Origin of the sequence: Pandoraea cepalis, from assembly GCF_902459625.1 — a bacterium.
GTDB classification, from domain to species: domain Bacteria; phylum Pseudomonadota; class Gammaproteobacteria; order Burkholderiales; family Burkholderiaceae; genus Pandoraea; species Pandoraea cepalis.
The window spans coordinates 598757-613551 of the sequence record NZ_CABPRY010000003.1 but is presented as its reverse complement, the minus strand read 5'-3'; the positions used below and the strand labels follow the sequence as shown (position 1 = coordinate 613551).

Sequence of the window (14795 nt, the reverse complement as noted above, 5' to 3'; positions counted from 1 at the left end):
GCCGGTTGGCGTCGTTTCACAGCGGATCGGGAGACACATTCGGCGACCCAACGCCAGCGGGCCGGCGAGTGCCGGCCCATGCGTTTGAAATGATTGTCTGGCGGCAGATCGGACCCTCTCGAACCCTCTCGAACCCTCTCGAACCCTCTCGAACCCTCTCGAACCCTTTCGCCGGGCGGCCGCTTACTGAGCGCGCAGTGTCTTTGCGGCCGCCACCATGTTTTGCAGTGCCGGAATCACTTCCGCCCACTGGCGCGTCTTCAGGCCGCAGTCCGGGTTGACCCACAGACGCGAAGCCGGAATGCGCTCGGCCGCCTTGCGCATGAGCGACACGATGTGCGACTGCGTCGGGATATTCGGCGAGTGGATGTCGTAGACGCCCGGTCCGATTTCGTTCGGGTATTGGAACGAATCGAAGGCATCCAGCAGTTCCATGTCGGAGCGCGATGTCTCGATGGTGATGACATCGGCGTCCATGTCGGCGATGGCGGCGATGATGTCGTTGAACTCCGAATAGCACATATGCGTGTGGATCTGGGTGCCGTCCTGCACGCCGTTCGCGGTGATGCGGAACGACTCGACGGCCCAGTCCAGATACGTTTGCCATTGCGCACGGCGCAGCGGCAGGCCTTCGCGCAGGGCTGCCTCGTCGATCTGGATCACGCGCACGCCTGCTCGCTCCAGATCCAGCACTTCCTCACGAATCGCCAGCGCCAGTTGGTGGCACGACACCGAGCGGGGCTGATCGTCGCGCACGAACGACCAGTTCAGGATCGTGACCGGACCGGTCAGCATGCCCTTCATTGGTTTGCGGGTCAGCGATTGCGCGTACCGGATCCACTCGACGGTCATGGCCTTCGGGCGGCGGATATCCCCGAACATGATGGGCGGCTTCACGCAGCGCGACCCGTACGACTGCACCCAGCCGAACTGGCTGAAGGCGTAGCCGTCAAGCTGCTCGCCGAAATACTCGACCATGTCGTTGCGCTCCGCTTCCCCATGCACGAGCACGTCGAGACCGAGGGCCTCCTGCTCGCGTACGCTGCGCGCGATTTCGGCCTGCATCGCGGCGACATAACCGGACTGATCGAGTTCGCCGGCCTTGAACTGGCGGCGTGCCGTACGGATTTCGGCCGTTTGCGGGAACGAGCCGATCGTCGTGGTCGGATAACTCGGCAGGTTCAGCGCGGCGGCTTGCTTCTCGGCGCGCACGGTGTACGGGTGCTGACGACGGCCCAGCGACGCGTCGATCTTCGCCACCGCGGCCTTGACGGCCGGATTGTGGACGCGCGGCGAGGCGCGACGGCGGGCGATGGCGGCGGCATTGGCGGCCAGCTCGGCGCGCACGGCGTCGCGGCCATCGTTGATGGCGCGCGCCACGATTGCGATTTCGGCGAGCTTCTGCTTGGCGAAGGCCAGCCATGATCGGATTTCGGCATCGAGGTTCTGCTCGCTGTCCAAATCCACCGGCACATGCAGTAGCGAGCACGACGGTGCGACCCAAAGGCGATCGCCTAATGCCCGGGCGACCGGCTCCAGCCAGTCCAGCACGGCGGCCAGGTCGGACTTCCAGATGTTGCGGCCGTTGACCACACCAAGCGACACGACTGCATCCGGGGGCAGGGCGTCGATGACCTTGGCGACTTCGCTTCGGGCATTCACGGCATCCAGATGCAGGCCGTCGACGGGCAATCCGCAGGCCAGCGGCAGGTTCTCCTGCAGCTCGCCGAAGTACGTGGCGAGCAGGCGCTTGACCGGGGCGGCGGCGAGCGCCGCGTACGCTGTCTCGAAGGCGCGTTGCCATTCGGCGCCGAGTTCGGTCACGAGGATCGGCTCGTCGATCTGCACCCATTCGACGCCCAGCGCGCCGAGCGTCTCGAGCAGTTCCAGGTAAACCGGAAGCAGGCGCGGCAGCAGGGCGAGCTTGTCGCTGTCGTCCTTGGCCTTGCCGAGCCACAGGTAGGTGACCGGGCCGATGATGACGGGCTTGACCTTCACGCCGGCAGCACGGGCTTGCGCGAGCTGTTCGACCAGGCGTGACGCGTCGAGCGCGAATGTCGTGGCGGCGGAGAATTCGGGGACGATGTAGTGATAGTTCGTGTCGAACCACTTGGTCATTTCCCCCGCGGCGACCCCGCCGCAGCAGGCATCGTGCGCTTCGGCGCCATGGGCCGACCGGCCGCGGGCGACGCGGAAGTAGTTGTCCAGCGCATCGCCGTGGAAGCCTTGCACGCGTTCAGGCAGATTGCCCAGCGTGAAACTCATGTCGAGGACGTGGTCGTAGAACGAGAAATCGCCGACGGGCGACAGATCCAGGGCGGCCTGATCCTGCCAGTGGCGCAGGCGCAACGACGCGCCGAGCGCTGTCAGGTCGTCGCGTGACGATTGCGCTTTCCAATACGTTTCCTGACCGAACTTCAGTTCGCGCTTCGCGCCAATGCGCGGAAATCCCAGATTGTGTGTCTTTGCCATGGTCTCTAATGACGCCTGTCGCCAGATGAATGAAATCGTGACGATGATCATAGAGACTTTGATCTATGAATGAAAATGGTCAAATTTTTGATTGACGTTAATTTAATTCATAAATATGACCGTCAGGATGGGTGAGAATTTTCGAGGGAAGGTGACACGTGTCAGGCATTCCACCGTTTGCAGGCCGCGTTTTCCGTCGCGGGCATCGCCCAGGGCATTGCGCATTGCATCAAACACGATTGACTCGCGTCAACGTGCGCCTCTGACGGTCGGCATACCCTTTTCAAGTGCTTTGAGCGCGGCACCGGCCTGGGTCCGCCAGAGCGGATCACTCAGTAAGGAGATAAGCCGATGGTCGATTCCACGCATTTCCCGCTTGCGCAGGAGTTCCATCTCAGTCTGCGCGTAGCCAATCTGGCCGCTAGCACCGCCTTTTACGCCGCACTTTTCACCGTTGCGCCCAAGGACACCACGGCGCGATACAGCACGTTCATCCTGCCGCATCTACGCCTGAATCTGGTGCTGCTGGTCAATGACAGCCAGGAGCCGCTGGATACCTACAGCCTTTATCACCTGGGGCTGGGTGTTGCGGACAGGTCGCAGGTGATTACGGCCTATCATGCGGCGCTGGACGCTGGGGCGCCGATCGTCAAGCCACCGCGCACGACTTGGCGCGGCACTCCGCTGCACGAACTCTGGCTGCGCGATCCCAGCGGCTATTTGATCGAAGTCTATGCCCGACTCACCGCGGAGGAGTTGGCGCAAATGCCGACCGACCAGGAGCCGACGTTTCTCGTGCCAGGCACCGGGACATCGCCGCGCGCACCGTGATTGAGTGCGATCAATAGGCCCGATCCACCGGCGACTACGGCCAAGAAAAACTGGCCGGGCGGCGGACCCGGGCCGTATTTCCGCTATGCGGTCGGGCGATTAAGAAATGGACGCGGCGGCACTTCGTGGTTGGCGCGTGATACGCTCACGCGACGCTGCGGCTAACCTGCCGCCGTGCGAAATCACTTTCGTCAATTTCCATGAAGAAAAGAGAATTTCTGGTCGGTGCCGGCGCACTCGGTATGTCGGTGCCTGTGTTCGCCAAAACAGCGGCAACGCCGGGATCGCCGGTCACAACGCCACTCGTCACCCTCAGCGGCGCGATCCGGCATCACAACCGTGGCGCTGTCGACCCGGCGCTGGATCAACTCTTTCACAAGCAACTGGTGAAATTCGACGCCGCGTACGCGTTCGACTTCGGCACGCTGACGCGCCTGCCCGCGCAGACCATTCGTCCGACGCTGGAATACGATGCCCGGCCGCACACCCTGCGAGGCCCACGTCTGACCGACGTCCTGGCGCAGGCGGGCGTACCCGCCAATCCGGCGACGCAGGTCTTGTTGCGCGCTATCGACGGGTACATTGTCGCGACCACGCTGGCGCAATTGCGCGAGTATCGCTTCCTGCTCGCCACACATCTGGACGACAAGCCGCTTGCGCTGGGTGGCTTGGGGCCGCTGTGGGCGGTCTACGACCCGGCCGCGATCCCCATACTGGCGGGCAAACCCCTCAGGGAGCAGTTCGCGCTTTGCCCGTGGGGCATTTATCACATCCAGATCAACGCTGTGCCCTGAACCGTGCCCGCGTTGGGGCGGGCGTGTCCGGTCAGGAAGCGTCGGCGCGCAAGGCGGGGCGACGCAAGGTAAGGCGTCCCGCGATACGTCCGAAGGCGCGCAGTTGTTGCGCGATCACGCCCATTCCATACCGGCGCGAACGGCCTTCGGGGGCGGGGAGTTGGTCGCGAATGCCGGTCGGCTCCACGGCGCGCTCCCAGGAGGCCGTACGAAATACCACGTCCCACCACGGGACCAGCACGCCGAAGTTGCAGCCGTACCGCGTGCCTTCGTGCCCGTAACCGATGGCGTGATGACGACGGTGAAACGTCGGGCTTACGATCAGACGTTCGAGGACAGGGCCGTATGGTAGCCGTGCATTCACGTGCTGCACGCTCTGCAAGAAATTCCCCACTGCCACGAGCACGACGTATTGCGCGGGTTGCACGCCGATGAACAGCGCAATCGACGCAAAGAAGGCGGCTTGCAGCATGTTGTCGAGGAAGTGGTTGCGGTCGTCTGTCCACATCGACATCTGCTGCTGGCTGTGGTGCACCGCGTGCAACTCCCACCAGACTCCGAAGCGATGCTGCCAGCGGTGATACCAGTAACCCGCAAAGTCGAGCACGATCAGGTACAGCAGGAACGACACGAGCGGTTGATCCGTCACGCCCGGGTACAGGCCGTCCAACTGGGCGTTCGGCAGGCCGTGGATCACCATCTGGCTTTGCAATGCGCTGAAAACGGGTTGCAGCACCAGGAAGAAAAGCAGATTGAGAATGCCGAGCTTGGCGATCCACGTGTAGATCACGTCGGCGCGCACCTGGCGGCGATCCTGCCACTGTTCGACTGGACGCAACGCCTCGAGCGGACGCAGCAGGGCGTACGTCACGCCGATCTGAAAGACACCGACGAGCACCCAGTACAAGGCGTCATAGATGTCGTCGGCGTAGCCCATCAAGTTGAAGTGGAACAGCAGCGGCTGCACCCCATCGACGTAGACGAGCGTCTGCACAGCGGCGATGCCGCTGTCTCCGAAGTTGATGGCTTCCTGAATCATCTGAGGTCTCGTCAGTCCGGATTCGGCGAAAGTACGGGCGCGCGATCAGCAAAGAAAATACCATGCGGCGACCGATTGACGGCAATTCGGTCGATGAGCTTGCGCGTCGTCAGGTCGATCACCCCCACATGACGCGCAAACCGGAATGTCACCCAAAGATAACGCTTGTCGGCGGACAATTCCATATCGTCCGGCCCCGGCATCAGGCCGGTAATATCGCCCACCTTGGTCAGTGACTCGTAATCGAGAATGCTGATCGTGCTCTCGACACGGTTACTCACGGCAATGTGACGGCCATCGGCGAGCGAGCGGAAGTTGTGGGCGCCGCGTCCCGTCGGAATACGTTTGACGATCTTCTGCGTGCGCCAGTCGACCACGGCCACGTCGTCTTCCCCCGTCATGCCGACGAGCAGATACTTGTCGCCCGGCGTCATCCACAGCCCCGCAGGCGTCTTGCCAAGCGGCATGCGCCACTTCACCGTTTGCGTCGCAAGGTCGATGGCGGCCAGCTCGCCCGTGTCCTGCACCGTCACGAACACGGTCTTGCTGTCCGATGTGAAGGTGATATGGCTGGGTGTCTTGGCCAGCGGAATGCGCTTGGCGATCGAGAAGTTCTGGCCGTCATAGTGGTAGATGTCGAGACGGTCAAGGCGCAGTGCCGTCGTGACGAACCATTTGCGGTCGGGCGAGAAGCCGAGCTGATAGGGGTCTTCGATGTCCGCGACCTGACGTTGCAGCTTGCCGGTGTTCGGATCGAGGAACATCAGGCTGTTCGAGACCGAATTCGCGACGATCAACGACCGTTTGTCCGGGGTGATCATCAGGTGATGCGGCTCCTTGCCCGTCGGCATGGTGCCGACGACTTTGTGCGACGCCTGATCGATGAGGGAAAGCTGGGCTGCGCCGGAATCGAGCACGATGACGGTGCCGGCATGCGCGGGCGAGAGCGGGAGCATCGCGGCGACCACGGCCGAAAGCGTCGCCAGGGTGTGGACACGGCCGGTCAGCCGGGAAAACTTGAAAGAGAACGCCATGAGAGCCTGAGGTGGGGCGTAGGACAGTAACGCAGGGCCGGTAAGCCATGCGTCGATTCCTTCGTTAAACGCGCCACGTGCCCGGCGCGTTGACAGAAAAATGGGACGAGACGGGACGAAACACGGCAAAACGGCATAACGCCGGACGACGTGGGGAGACTTGGGGGAGACTTGGGGGAGACTTGGGGGAGACTTGGGGAAGACGTGGGGGAGACACTGGGCGAAACGTGGCGCGAAGCGGCGGGATGCCGCAGTCCGACAAAACGCATCCGATCCCCAGGCTCACAGGCTCAAGTCGCGTCTTGTCACGCGCAAGGCGTATCGGGCAGCGCCACGCCATCCCATGTTTCCAGCAGGGCAAGTGCCTCGCGCGTCCAGTCCAGCCAGCCTTGCTCGTACCGCACGCCAAGTAACAGAATGTGCCGTTGCAGTGTGGCGGCGCGCGTTAGCGCCTCGTCTGCGGGAAAGTCGCGTGCCTCGATGGCCCGGTAGGCAGCGAGCTTTTGGGCGTGGAGTGCCGCGCGTCGCTGCAATTCCGGCTGCAGGCCGAGCGGCCCGATGGCGGCATCGGCACGCAGTCGCACCATCAGATCGTCGCGCAGATCGGCGGGGGCCGTGGGGGTGGCCGCCCAGTTGAGCAATTCGTCGCGCCCGGCGTCGAGCACGCGGTAGACGCGCTTGCGCGTGCGCCCGCCATCCGGCGCGGCCATCGAATCGATCCAGCCTGACGCTTCCATACGCGCCAGTTCGCGGTAGATTTGTTGATGGCTGGCATGCCAGAAAAAGCCGATCGACTTGTCGAATCGGCGAGCAAGGTCGTATCCGGAGGACGATTTCTCCATCAACGAGGTCATCAGGGCGTGGGCAAGCGGCATGTCCGGCAGTGTAGGGACTCTCTTTAGACTATGCAACCAGTTGCATAGTGGGCGACGGCCCCTTAAAATCGCCCTCGAACTATGCAACCGGTTGCATAAACCAAAGACGCGCGAACGACGCGTCCTGTGCTTGCCGGGTAGTCCCTGCCAAAACCTGCGGCCTGCGCCGAATGACAAGTGAGACAACGATGAGCGGCTATCCCCACCTGATGCAGCCCCTGGATCTGGGCTTTACGACGTTGCGCAACCGTGTGCTGATGGGCTCGATGCACGTCGGGCTCGAAGAGGCGCGCAATGGCTTTGCCCGCATGGCCGAGTTTTACGCGGAACGCGCGCGTGGCGGCGTGGCGTTGATGGTGACGGGTGGCATCGCGCCGAACGACGCCGGTCGGCCCTATGCGGGCGGCGCCAAGCTCAGCACCGAGGAGGAGGCCGAGAAGCACCGTGTCGTGACGCAGGCCGTGCATGCGGCCGGGGGCAAGATCGCCTTGCAGATCCTTCATTTCGGGCGCTACGCCTACCATCCCGATCTGGTCGCGCCCAGCGCATTGCAGGCGCCCATCACGCCCGCCAAGCCGCGCGAACTGACGAGCGACGAGGTCGAGGCGACCATCGACGACTTCGTCAACTGCGCCGCGCTCGCGCAGCAGGCCGGATACGACGGGGTCGAAATCATGGGGTCCGAGGGGTACCTGATCAACGAATTCATTGCGGCGCGCACCAACCATCGCACCGACACCTGGGGCGGCAGTTATGAGAACCGGATCCGCTTCCCCGTCGAGATCGTGCGCCGCGTGCGCGAGCGCGTGGGGCGCGAGTTCATCATCATCTACCGCCTCTCGATGCTCGACCTGGTCGAAGGCGGGTCCACCTTCGAGGAAGTGGCGCAACTGGCCCGCGCGGTCGAGGCGGCCGGGGCGACGCTGATCAATACGGGGATCGGCTGGCACGAAGCCCGTATCCCGACGATCGCCACGAGCGTGCCGCGCGCCGCATTCGCATGGGTCACCGGCAAGCTCAAGGGGCACGTCGGCATTCCGCTCGTCACGACCAACCGCATCAACATGCCGGACGTGGCCGAACGCATTCTCGCCGACGGGGAGGCGGACATGGTGTCGATGGCGCGCCCGCTGCTGGCCGATCCCGAGTTCGTGAACAAGGCGGCGGCCGGCCGCGCCGAGACCATCAACACGTGCATTGGCTGCAATCAGGCGTGTCTCGATCACACGTTCAGCGGCAAGATCACCTCGTGCCTGGTCAATCCGCGCGCGTGCCATGAGACGGAACTGCGCATCGAGACGGCCGGACGCACGCGTCGTGTGGCCGTCGTCGGTGCGGGCCCGGCAGGTCTGGCGGCAGCCACGGTCGCGGCCCGGCGGGGACACGACGTCACGCTCATCGAAGCCGATGCCGAGATCGGCGGGCAGTTCAACATGGCCAAGCGGATTCCCGGCAAGGAGGAGTTTTTCGAGACGCTGCGCTACTTCCGTCACGAGCTCGATGCCACGGGCGTCAAGGTGCAACTGGGCACGCGTGCGACGGTGGCGTCGCTGGTCGACGGCGGGTACGACGACATCGTGCTGGCCACCGGGGTCGTGCCACGTCGGCCTGCAATCGAGGGACTGGATCACCCCAAGGTGCTCAGTTATATCGATGTGCTGCGTGGCGGGGCGTCGGTCGGCAAGACCGTCGCCGTGATCGGGGCAGGTGGCATCGGCTTCGACGTGGCCGAGTTCCTCACGCAAGCCGGCGAGAGTGCCACGCTCGTGCCGGCGAAGTTCTACGCGGAGTGGGGCATCGACCCGACCTACGCGCATGCCGGCGGCCTGCGCTCGCCCGTGCCGCAGACGTCGCCTCGCAAGGTCTACCTGATGCAGCGCAAGACTTCGAAGGTGGGCGACGGACTGGGCAAAACCACGGGCTGGATTCACCGCACCGCGCTCAAGCATCGCGGCGTGGAAATGATCCCCGGGGTGACCTATCGCCGGATCGACGACGAAGGCTTGCACGTCACCATTGACGACACGCCGCACGTTCTGCCCGTCGATAACGTAGTGCTGTGCACTGGACAGGAGCCTTTGCGCGAGCTCGCCGAGGGCCTTCGGGCGGCGGGTGCGCGCGTGCATGTCATTGGTGGGGCCGATGTGGCGGCCGAACTCGACGCCAAACGCGCGATCCAGCAGGGCACCGAGGTGGCGATCGACCTGTGACGGTGCCGGGCGGGCGCGAGCGGCGCCGAATCGTTGTGCGACAATGTCGCCTCGTCGATTTCGGCCGCTCGTTGATCGTCCGCCGGCGTTGTCGCAATGCCAAAGCGTGGGCGCCAAGTGCCGGGCGTCACGTGTCCGAGGCACGCTGTCGATTGTCGCCGTCACGGCGGTGTCCGACGCGGCCCGCGTGGGAGCCTGAACCGTGTGGCCGACGGTGTCATCGTCCATGAAGCGCACGTTTCTCTCTACCGTTTCGCTCACCGGCCGCCTGCGGTGGCTGAATCTCGCTGTCGTCTGCGTTGTCGTCGTGCTTTGCAGTAGTTTGCTCGCCTGGACTTGGGGAACGTACCAGCGCGCGAGCGACGCGTCCCTTGCGCTTGAGGCCTTGCGTGCCACGCTGCTCGCGATGGAGAAGGCGTCGGCGGAGCGCGGGCCGGCCAATGCCGTGCTGGGCGCTGATCTCCCGCTTCCCGACGCATCGGTCATTGCGCTGCGCAATGCGCGCGAGGCGACCAACGCGCGCCTTCAGGAACTGCTGTCTGCGCTCTCGGCCGATCGGTGCGACGCATGCGGCAGCAGCTTGCGGATAGTCGAACGCGCGCGCCTGGATCTTGCGGCGGCCAGCGCGAACGTCGACCTGTTGGTGCAACGTCCACGCGACATGCGCGGCGACGCGGCCGTGCGCGATGCCGTCGATCGCATGATCCGTGTCATCCCCGAGTTCACCTCTGTGGCATCGTCGCGCATCGACGTGATTTCGCGAGGCGCGCCCGACGCGCTTCACTACGTCGTCCTCGCGCGTCTGGCAGCGGATCTGCGCGAGTTTGCCGGACAACTCGGCTCGCGCTTCACCGCGGCACTCACCACCGGGAAGCCGCTCGCCGAGGTCGATCAGCGCGCGATTGAACGCACGCTCGGGCGCGTCGAGCAATTGCACGACATGATCGCCGCGCGCATGATCGATCCTCCTGAACTCAGCCCCGAGACGCTTGACACCCTGAACACCCAGTACTTTGGCGCGGGGCTGCATTATGTGGCGACGGTGCGCACGCTGGCCAGTCAGCCCCAACCGGTCGCGCCAACGACGGCCGAGTTTGCGCGCGAATACGTGCCGACGATGCGTGCGATTACCGACTTCCGCGACAACATGCTGACGCTGGCCCAGCGCAAGGTCGACGCCCGCGCCGCGCTCGCGCTCAAGTGGCTGATTGTCACGGCGATCGCTGCCCTCATGCTGGTGCTCGGGATGATCGTTGTGTTGCGGCGCTTCCGCCTCAGTGTGGTGCAACCGTTAGAGGCGGCAACGCGTTTCGTCGAGACGCTGGCGCAGGGCAATCTCGACCAGGCGGTGCCGGGCGACGACATGCCGACGCAACGTCCGCAGGTGCGGGCCGTGTTCGATGCGCTGCGCGTACTCAGGCTCAACGGCCTTGAGTTAGGGCAATTGCGGCGCGATCGCACTCGGTTGCTGGGGGAACTGGAAATGAGCGGGGACACGGACCCGCTCACGCAACTGATGAACTGGCGAGCGTTCGAGCGGCAGGCGCAGGCGCTGTGTGCGATGCCGTCGCCGGGGTGGGTGGCGTTGATCAAGCTGGATATCGACAACTTCACGCAGATCAACGCGACCTGGGGACACGGGGTCGGCGACGATGTGCTGCGCCGTGTCGGCGCGGTGTGTCTCAACACGTGTCAGCCGGGGGATGTGGTGGCGCGGCTGGGCGCGGACGCGTTCGCGATCGTGGCCCGTGTGCTCGCCCCATCTCGCGCGCAGCAATTCGCGGAGCTGATGCGCGGGCGTATCGAAGCCACCGCGTTGACGTTACCGAACGGCGAAGTCGTGCCGCTGACAGCGAGCGTCGGCATCGCCATCGCAGATCCGGCGACGTCGGGGCCGCCGCCGGTGTCCAGCGGCGGGCCGGCCAATGTCTCGGCACTCTTGAGTCAGGCAGAGCGCCAGCTCGACGCCGCGCGCCGCGCCCGTCGGCGGGCCATCGAGTAGGGCGCGTCGCATCGCGTCAAGCCAGGGTCCGCAGGCCACCGCGCCGAACGCGCACGGCCCATCAACGCCCGTGCGCCACAACGAAGTGCCGCACATCGATGCGTTGTTCAGCGAACGCCGCCTCGCAATATTGGAGATACAGCCGCCACGACCGAATGAACGTGTCGTCGAAGCCTTGCGCACGCACCGCGTCGATCTGCGCTTCGAAGGCGGTACGCCAGTGCTGCAACGTTTTGGCGTAATCGAGACCGAAGCGCAGTGTCTCGACGGCGGTCATCCCGCAGGCCTCCGAGGCGCCGACAAATCGCTCCGCGCTTGGCAGCATGCCGCCCGGAAAGATGAATTCGCGGATGAAGTCGCTCGACGAGCGATAGGCGTCAAAGGCGCTGTCGTCGATGGTGATCGATTGAATGAGCGCACGGCCTCCGGGGAGCAGGCGCGACTTGAGCATGGTGAAGTACGCCGGCCAAAACGCTTCGCCCACGGCTTCGAACATCTCGATCGAGACGATGGCGGCGAACTGGCCTTGCACATCACGGTAATCCGTGAGCGAGACGTCCACCAGGTGGCTCAGTCCCTCGGCGTCGATGCGGGCTTTGGCGAGCGTCAGTTGCGCTGGCGAGAGTGTGATGCCATGCACTGCGATACCTTGCCGGGCCGCGTGCAGCGCAAATCCGCCCCATCCGCATCCCACTTCCAGCACCCGGTCGCCCGGACGCAGGGCCAGCGTATCGATGATCCGCTGATACTTGGCGTGCTGGGCGTCGGCAAGCGAACGGCGGGGATCGCCCTCGAACCAGGCGCTGGAATAGGTCCATGTGGCGTCGAGCCACAGTTCGTAGAAGCGATTGCCGAGATCGTAATGCGCGTGAATGTTGCGACGGCTGCCCGAGCGGGTGTTGCCGCGCAGGCGATGGCGAAGGTGATACCAGATCCGTGCAATCCGCGAGCCCGTGACGCTGCTGGAGATCGACGCGAGGTTGCGTATCGCGAGCCGGAGCAGCGCCACCATATCGGGCGAGTCGACCCAGCCGGCCCGATAGGCGTCTGCGAAGCCAATGTCCCCGGCGTGCATGATGCGGCGGCAGGCACGCCAGTCGTGCAGGTGAAGCGTTGCGCCCGGCGAACTGTGGGGATCTCCGAACACATGCAGGGTGCCGTCGGGACAGATCAGCGTCAGGTGTCCGGCGTGAATCCGGCGCAGCAATGCGATAAACAGGCGCGCGGAAATCGGTGCGATCGGACGCACGGAAAGCAGGCGGAGCGGAATCATGGACGGATCTCCCGGTCGGCGCAAGCGGCGCGCTCCGGCGCCGTTGCACGTAGCGTTGGCGGCGTCTTGCCGAAGAACGGCACGCGCTTGAGCCAGAGCCTCAGCGCTTGCCAGTGAATTCTGATGACCACGTTCAGCGCATTGAGGGGCTGCGAAAGCACGGCGGACAGAACGCGCCGCCCCGTGAACGGTTCGGCCCGCATGGCGATCGCCGTTCGCAGCAGCAGCGCATCGCCGACGCGGTAGTCGATGGCGACTGACCATATCGCGCCCTTGCGGCGCACGCGAAACTCGTATTGCCCCTGCACGTCGCAAAACGGGGAGACATGAAAGACTTTGCGGCAGACGAGCCGCATATCGCCACGAATGGGCGCATGATCGTCCGCACTGAGCAGATACCCGTGGTGTTGACCGAAGGTGTTGCGCACATCCGCATACAAGGCGCGCAAATTCCCCTGACGATCGTGGCAGTACCAGAAGCTCACCGGATTGAATGCATAGCCGGCCATGCGTGGAATCGTTTGCAGCCAGACGGCGCCGTCGGCGGGAATTCCCGCCTCCGCCAGACGTGCGCGCATCCAGGGCAGGAGCGCACTGCCGTCGCGGGGACCGTAGTCGCCCGATTTCAAGGCGAGTGGGCGTCGCCGGTCCAGCGCGAACCATCGGCTGCGCAGGGCGTCGAGACGCCCGACGTCGCAGGCGATCTGAAACATCGAATAAGTGAACGCATGCCGGACCGGATGCAGCCGTTCATGGGTCACGCGGCCGCGCAGCAGCCAGGCAGGTGGTGTCGAGGGGTCGCCCGTGGCCTCCTTCGTGCTCATGGTTGCGCCCACGTCGGCATCACGCCGAAGTCGTCGGCCACCCGCAGCGCGGATTTCAGGCCGTCCTCGTGAAAGCCATAGCCGGTCCATGCGCCTGCGAACCATGTCCGTTGGCGGCCTTGAATATCGGGCAAGCGCGATTGCGCGTCCACGGCCGCCAGATCGAGCAGGGGGTGTTCATAGGCATAGCGTCCCAACACCTTGTCCGGCGCTGGCTCGTGGCTCGGGTTGAGCGTGACGATCACGGGGGACGTGAAGGGCAGGGCCTGGAGCTGGTTGATCAGATAGCTCACGCACACGGGACGGTGCGCGTCGGCGGCCGCGTTCGCCTGACTGACGTAATTCCACGCGGACCAGACGCGACGGCGGCGCGGCAGCAGCTTCGGATCCGTGTGCAGGACGGCGGCGTTCGGTTGATAACGCACCGCGCCGAGTATCTGATGCTCGGACGCGTTGGCGTCGCCCAGCAACTGCAGGCTGTCCGGGGCGTGCCCGGCGAGCACGACCGCGTCGAAACGCTGCGATTCGCCGTTGCCGAAGGCGATTGTCACGCCATCGCGCTCGCGCGTCACCCGCCGTACGGGCGTTCGCAACCGGACATCGTCAAGCGTTGCCAACATGCGGCGCACGTAGGCGCGTCCGCCGCCGGCGACGGTTTTCCATTGCGGACGATGCCGAATCTGCAGCAGCGCGTGATTCAGGCAGAAGCGCAGGAAGGTCGCAGCCGGAAAGTGCAGAATGTCGGCCGCCCGGCTTGACCAGATCGCGGCGGCCATGGGCAAGAGATAGTGGTGCTGGAACGGTTGTCCATAACCGTTCGCCACCAGCAGGTCGCCGACGGACTGGCGCTCGCGCACGGCGCTTTGCAGGTGTTGCTCCGCCGTCGCGTTGAAGCGCAGCACGTCGCGGAGCATCCCCAGAAAGCGCGGGGAATAGAGGTTGCGACGTTGGGCAAATACGGTGTTCAGGTTCGTCCCCGCCCATTCGAGCGCACCGCCGTCGACCGACACCGAGAACGACATATCGCTCGCGATGGCGCTCACGCCTAGTTCATCGAACAACGCGATCAGGTTGGGATAGGTGCGATCGTTGAAGACCAGGAAGCCCGTGTCGACAGGGGCACAATGCCCGTCGAGCGTGACATCGACCGTGTTCGTATGTCCTCCGGCATAGTCGCCCGCCTCGAACACTGTCACGCGATGCTTGCGCGCGAGGAAATAGGCGCTGGCCAGTCCGGCGATGCCCGCGCCCACCACGGCGACACGTTGTCCGGGCGGCAGGGTGGCGGTCGATGCATTCATTGGCTTGTCTCGTCGAAGTTTTTTGCTTATACGAAACGCAAGCGCGCGCGGATGCACGCGCGTTTGAAAAAGCGGTGAGTCACCCACGAATGCGCACGCCGCGGCCGGATACGCAGGGCGCGCCACGTCATGGCGGCGGC

11 protein-coding genes are annotated in these 14795 nt (G+C 64.6%); 4 read left to right on the top strand and 7 right to left on the bottom strand.

Annotation, left to right across the window (positions count from 1 at the left end; all coding sequences use genetic code 11):
- Window positions 1–183: 183 nt before the first annotated feature.
- The gene (gene metE / locus PCE31107_RS10750) at window positions 184–2472 is read right to left on the bottom strand and encodes a 5-methyltetrahydropteroyltriglutamate--homocysteine S-methyltransferase (protein WP_150608312.1); all 2289 of its coding nucleotides are present in this window, start codon (window positions 2470–2472) and stop codon (window positions 184–186) included.
- Window positions 2473–2823: 351 nt separating this feature from the next.
- Between metE and PCE31107_RS10745 the strand changes: the two genes are divergently transcribed.
- Both PCE31107_RS10745 and PCE31107_RS10740 read left to right on the top strand, forming a co-directional pair.
- Window positions 2824–3303 carry a VOC family protein gene (locus PCE31107_RS10745; RefSeq protein WP_150608310.1) on the top strand — a complete coding sequence of 160 codons (480 nt, stop codon included), beginning with the start codon at window positions 2824–2826 and terminating at the stop codon, window positions 3301–3303.
- A 200-nt stretch (window positions 3304–3503) separates the two neighbouring features.
- Window positions 3504–4097 (top strand): putative pterin-binding protein, encoded by a 594-nt coding sequence (locus tag PCE31107_RS10740; protein ID WP_130025901.1) that lies wholly within the window; start codon window positions 3504–3506, stop codon window positions 4095–4097.
- A gap of 31 nt (window positions 4098–4128) precedes the next feature.
- Here the strand turns inward: PCE31107_RS10740 and PCE31107_RS10735 are convergent, their stop codons facing one another.
- The 3 genes from PCE31107_RS10735 to PCE31107_RS10725 form a co-directional block, all read right to left on the bottom strand.
- The gene (locus PCE31107_RS10735; protein ID WP_150608308.1) at window positions 4129–5136 is read right to left on the bottom strand and encodes a sterol desaturase family protein; all 1008 of its coding nucleotides are present in this window, start codon (window positions 5134–5136) and stop codon (window positions 4129–4131) included.
- A gap of 11 nt (window positions 5137–5147) precedes the next feature.
- On the bottom strand, window positions 5148–6170 hold the full coding sequence (locus PCE31107_RS10730; protein ID WP_150608307.1) for a YVTN family beta-propeller repeat protein: 1023 nt from the start codon (window positions 6168–6170) through the stop codon (window positions 5148–5150).
- A 305-nt stretch (window positions 6171–6475) separates the two neighbouring features.
- A complete protein-coding gene (locus PCE31107_RS10725; RefSeq protein WP_150608305.1) occupies window positions 6476–7045 on the bottom strand; it encodes a PadR family transcriptional regulator in 570 nt (189 codons plus the stop codon).
- Between the two features lie 188 nt (window positions 7046–7233).
- On the opposite strand from PCE31107_RS10725, the gene PCE31107_RS10720 reads away from it, so the two are divergent.
- Together PCE31107_RS10720 and PCE31107_RS10715 are read left to right on the top strand one after the other, a co-directional pair.
- A complete protein-coding gene (locus PCE31107_RS10720; RefSeq protein ID WP_150608303.1) occupies window positions 7234–9255 on the top strand; it encodes an NADPH-dependent 2,4-dienoyl-CoA reductase in 2022 nt (673 codons plus the stop codon).
- Window positions 9256–9481: 226 nt separating this feature from the next.
- A complete protein-coding gene (locus PCE31107_RS10715) occupies window positions 9482–11257 on the top strand; it encodes a GGDEF domain-containing protein (RefSeq protein WP_150608301.1) in 1776 nt (591 codons plus the stop codon).
- Between the two features lie 61 nt (window positions 11258–11318).
- On the opposite strand, the gene PCE31107_RS10710 is transcribed toward PCE31107_RS10715, so the two are convergent.
- Genes PCE31107_RS10710 through PCE31107_RS10700 form a run of 3 tightly spaced genes read right to left on the bottom strand, consistent with a single transcriptional unit; the run spans window position 11319 to window position 14655 of the window.
- Window positions 11319–12530, bottom strand: a complete 1212-nt coding sequence (locus PCE31107_RS10710; protein ID WP_150608299.1) for an SAM-dependent methyltransferase — start codon at window positions 12528–12530, stop codon at window positions 11319–11321.
- Window positions 12527–13354 (bottom strand): DUF1365 domain-containing protein, encoded by an 828-nt coding sequence (locus PCE31107_RS10705; RefSeq protein ID WP_150608297.1) that lies wholly within the window; start codon window positions 13352–13354, stop codon window positions 12527–12529. The genes PCE31107_RS10710 and PCE31107_RS10705 overlap by 4 nt, the downstream gene beginning before the upstream one ends.
- A complete protein-coding gene (locus PCE31107_RS10700; RefSeq protein ID WP_150608296.1) occupies window positions 13351–14655 on the bottom strand; it encodes an NAD(P)/FAD-dependent oxidoreductase in 1305 nt (434 codons plus the stop codon). Before PCE31107_RS10700 ends, PCE31107_RS10705 begins: the two co-directional genes overlap by 4 nt.
- Window positions 14656–14795 lie beyond the last annotated feature (140 nt).

What these genes read in the sequence shown, in the direction of transcription:
- metE (WP_150608312.1), bottom strand. Translation starts at nt 2,472, where the DNA reads ATGGCAAAGACACACAATCTGGGATTTCCGCGCATTGGCGCGAAGCGC.
- PCE31107_RS10705 (WP_150608297.1), bottom strand. Translation starts at nt 13,354, where the DNA reads ATGAGCACGAAGGAGGCCACGGGCGACCCCTCGACACCACCTGCCTGG.
- PCE31107_RS10700 (WP_150608296.1), bottom strand. Translation starts at nt 14,655, where the DNA reads ATGAATGCATCGACCGCCACCCTGCCGCCCGGACAACGTGTCGCCGTG.
- PCE31107_RS10710 (WP_150608299.1), bottom strand. Translation starts at nt 12,530, where the DNA reads ATGATTCCGCTCCGCCTGCTTTCCGTGCGTCCGATCGCACCGATTTCC.
- PCE31107_RS10730 (WP_150608307.1), bottom strand. Translation starts at nt 6,170, where the DNA reads ATGGCGTTCTCTTTCAAGTTTTCCCGGCTGACCGGCCGTGTCCACACC.
- PCE31107_RS10740 (WP_130025901.1), top strand. Translation starts at nt 3,504, where the DNA reads ATGAAGAAAAGAGAATTTCTGGTCGGTGCCGGCGCACTCGGTATGTCG.
- PCE31107_RS10735 (WP_150608308.1), bottom strand. Translation starts at nt 5,136, where the DNA reads ATGATTCAGGAAGCCATCAACTTCGGAGACAGCGGCATCGCCGCTGTG.
- PCE31107_RS10720 (WP_150608303.1), top strand. Translation starts at nt 7,234, where the DNA reads ATGAGCGGCTATCCCCACCTGATGCAGCCCCTGGATCTGGGCTTTACG.
- PCE31107_RS10745 (WP_150608310.1), top strand. Translation starts at nt 2,824, where the DNA reads ATGGTCGATTCCACGCATTTCCCGCTTGCGCAGGAGTTCCATCTCAGT.
- PCE31107_RS10725 (WP_150608305.1), bottom strand. Translation starts at nt 7,045, where the DNA reads ATGCCGCTTGCCCACGCCCTGATGACCTCGTTGATGGAGAAATCGTCC.
- PCE31107_RS10715 (WP_150608301.1), top strand. Translation starts at nt 9,482, where the DNA reads ATGAAGCGCACGTTTCTCTCTACCGTTTCGCTCACCGGCCGCCTGCGG.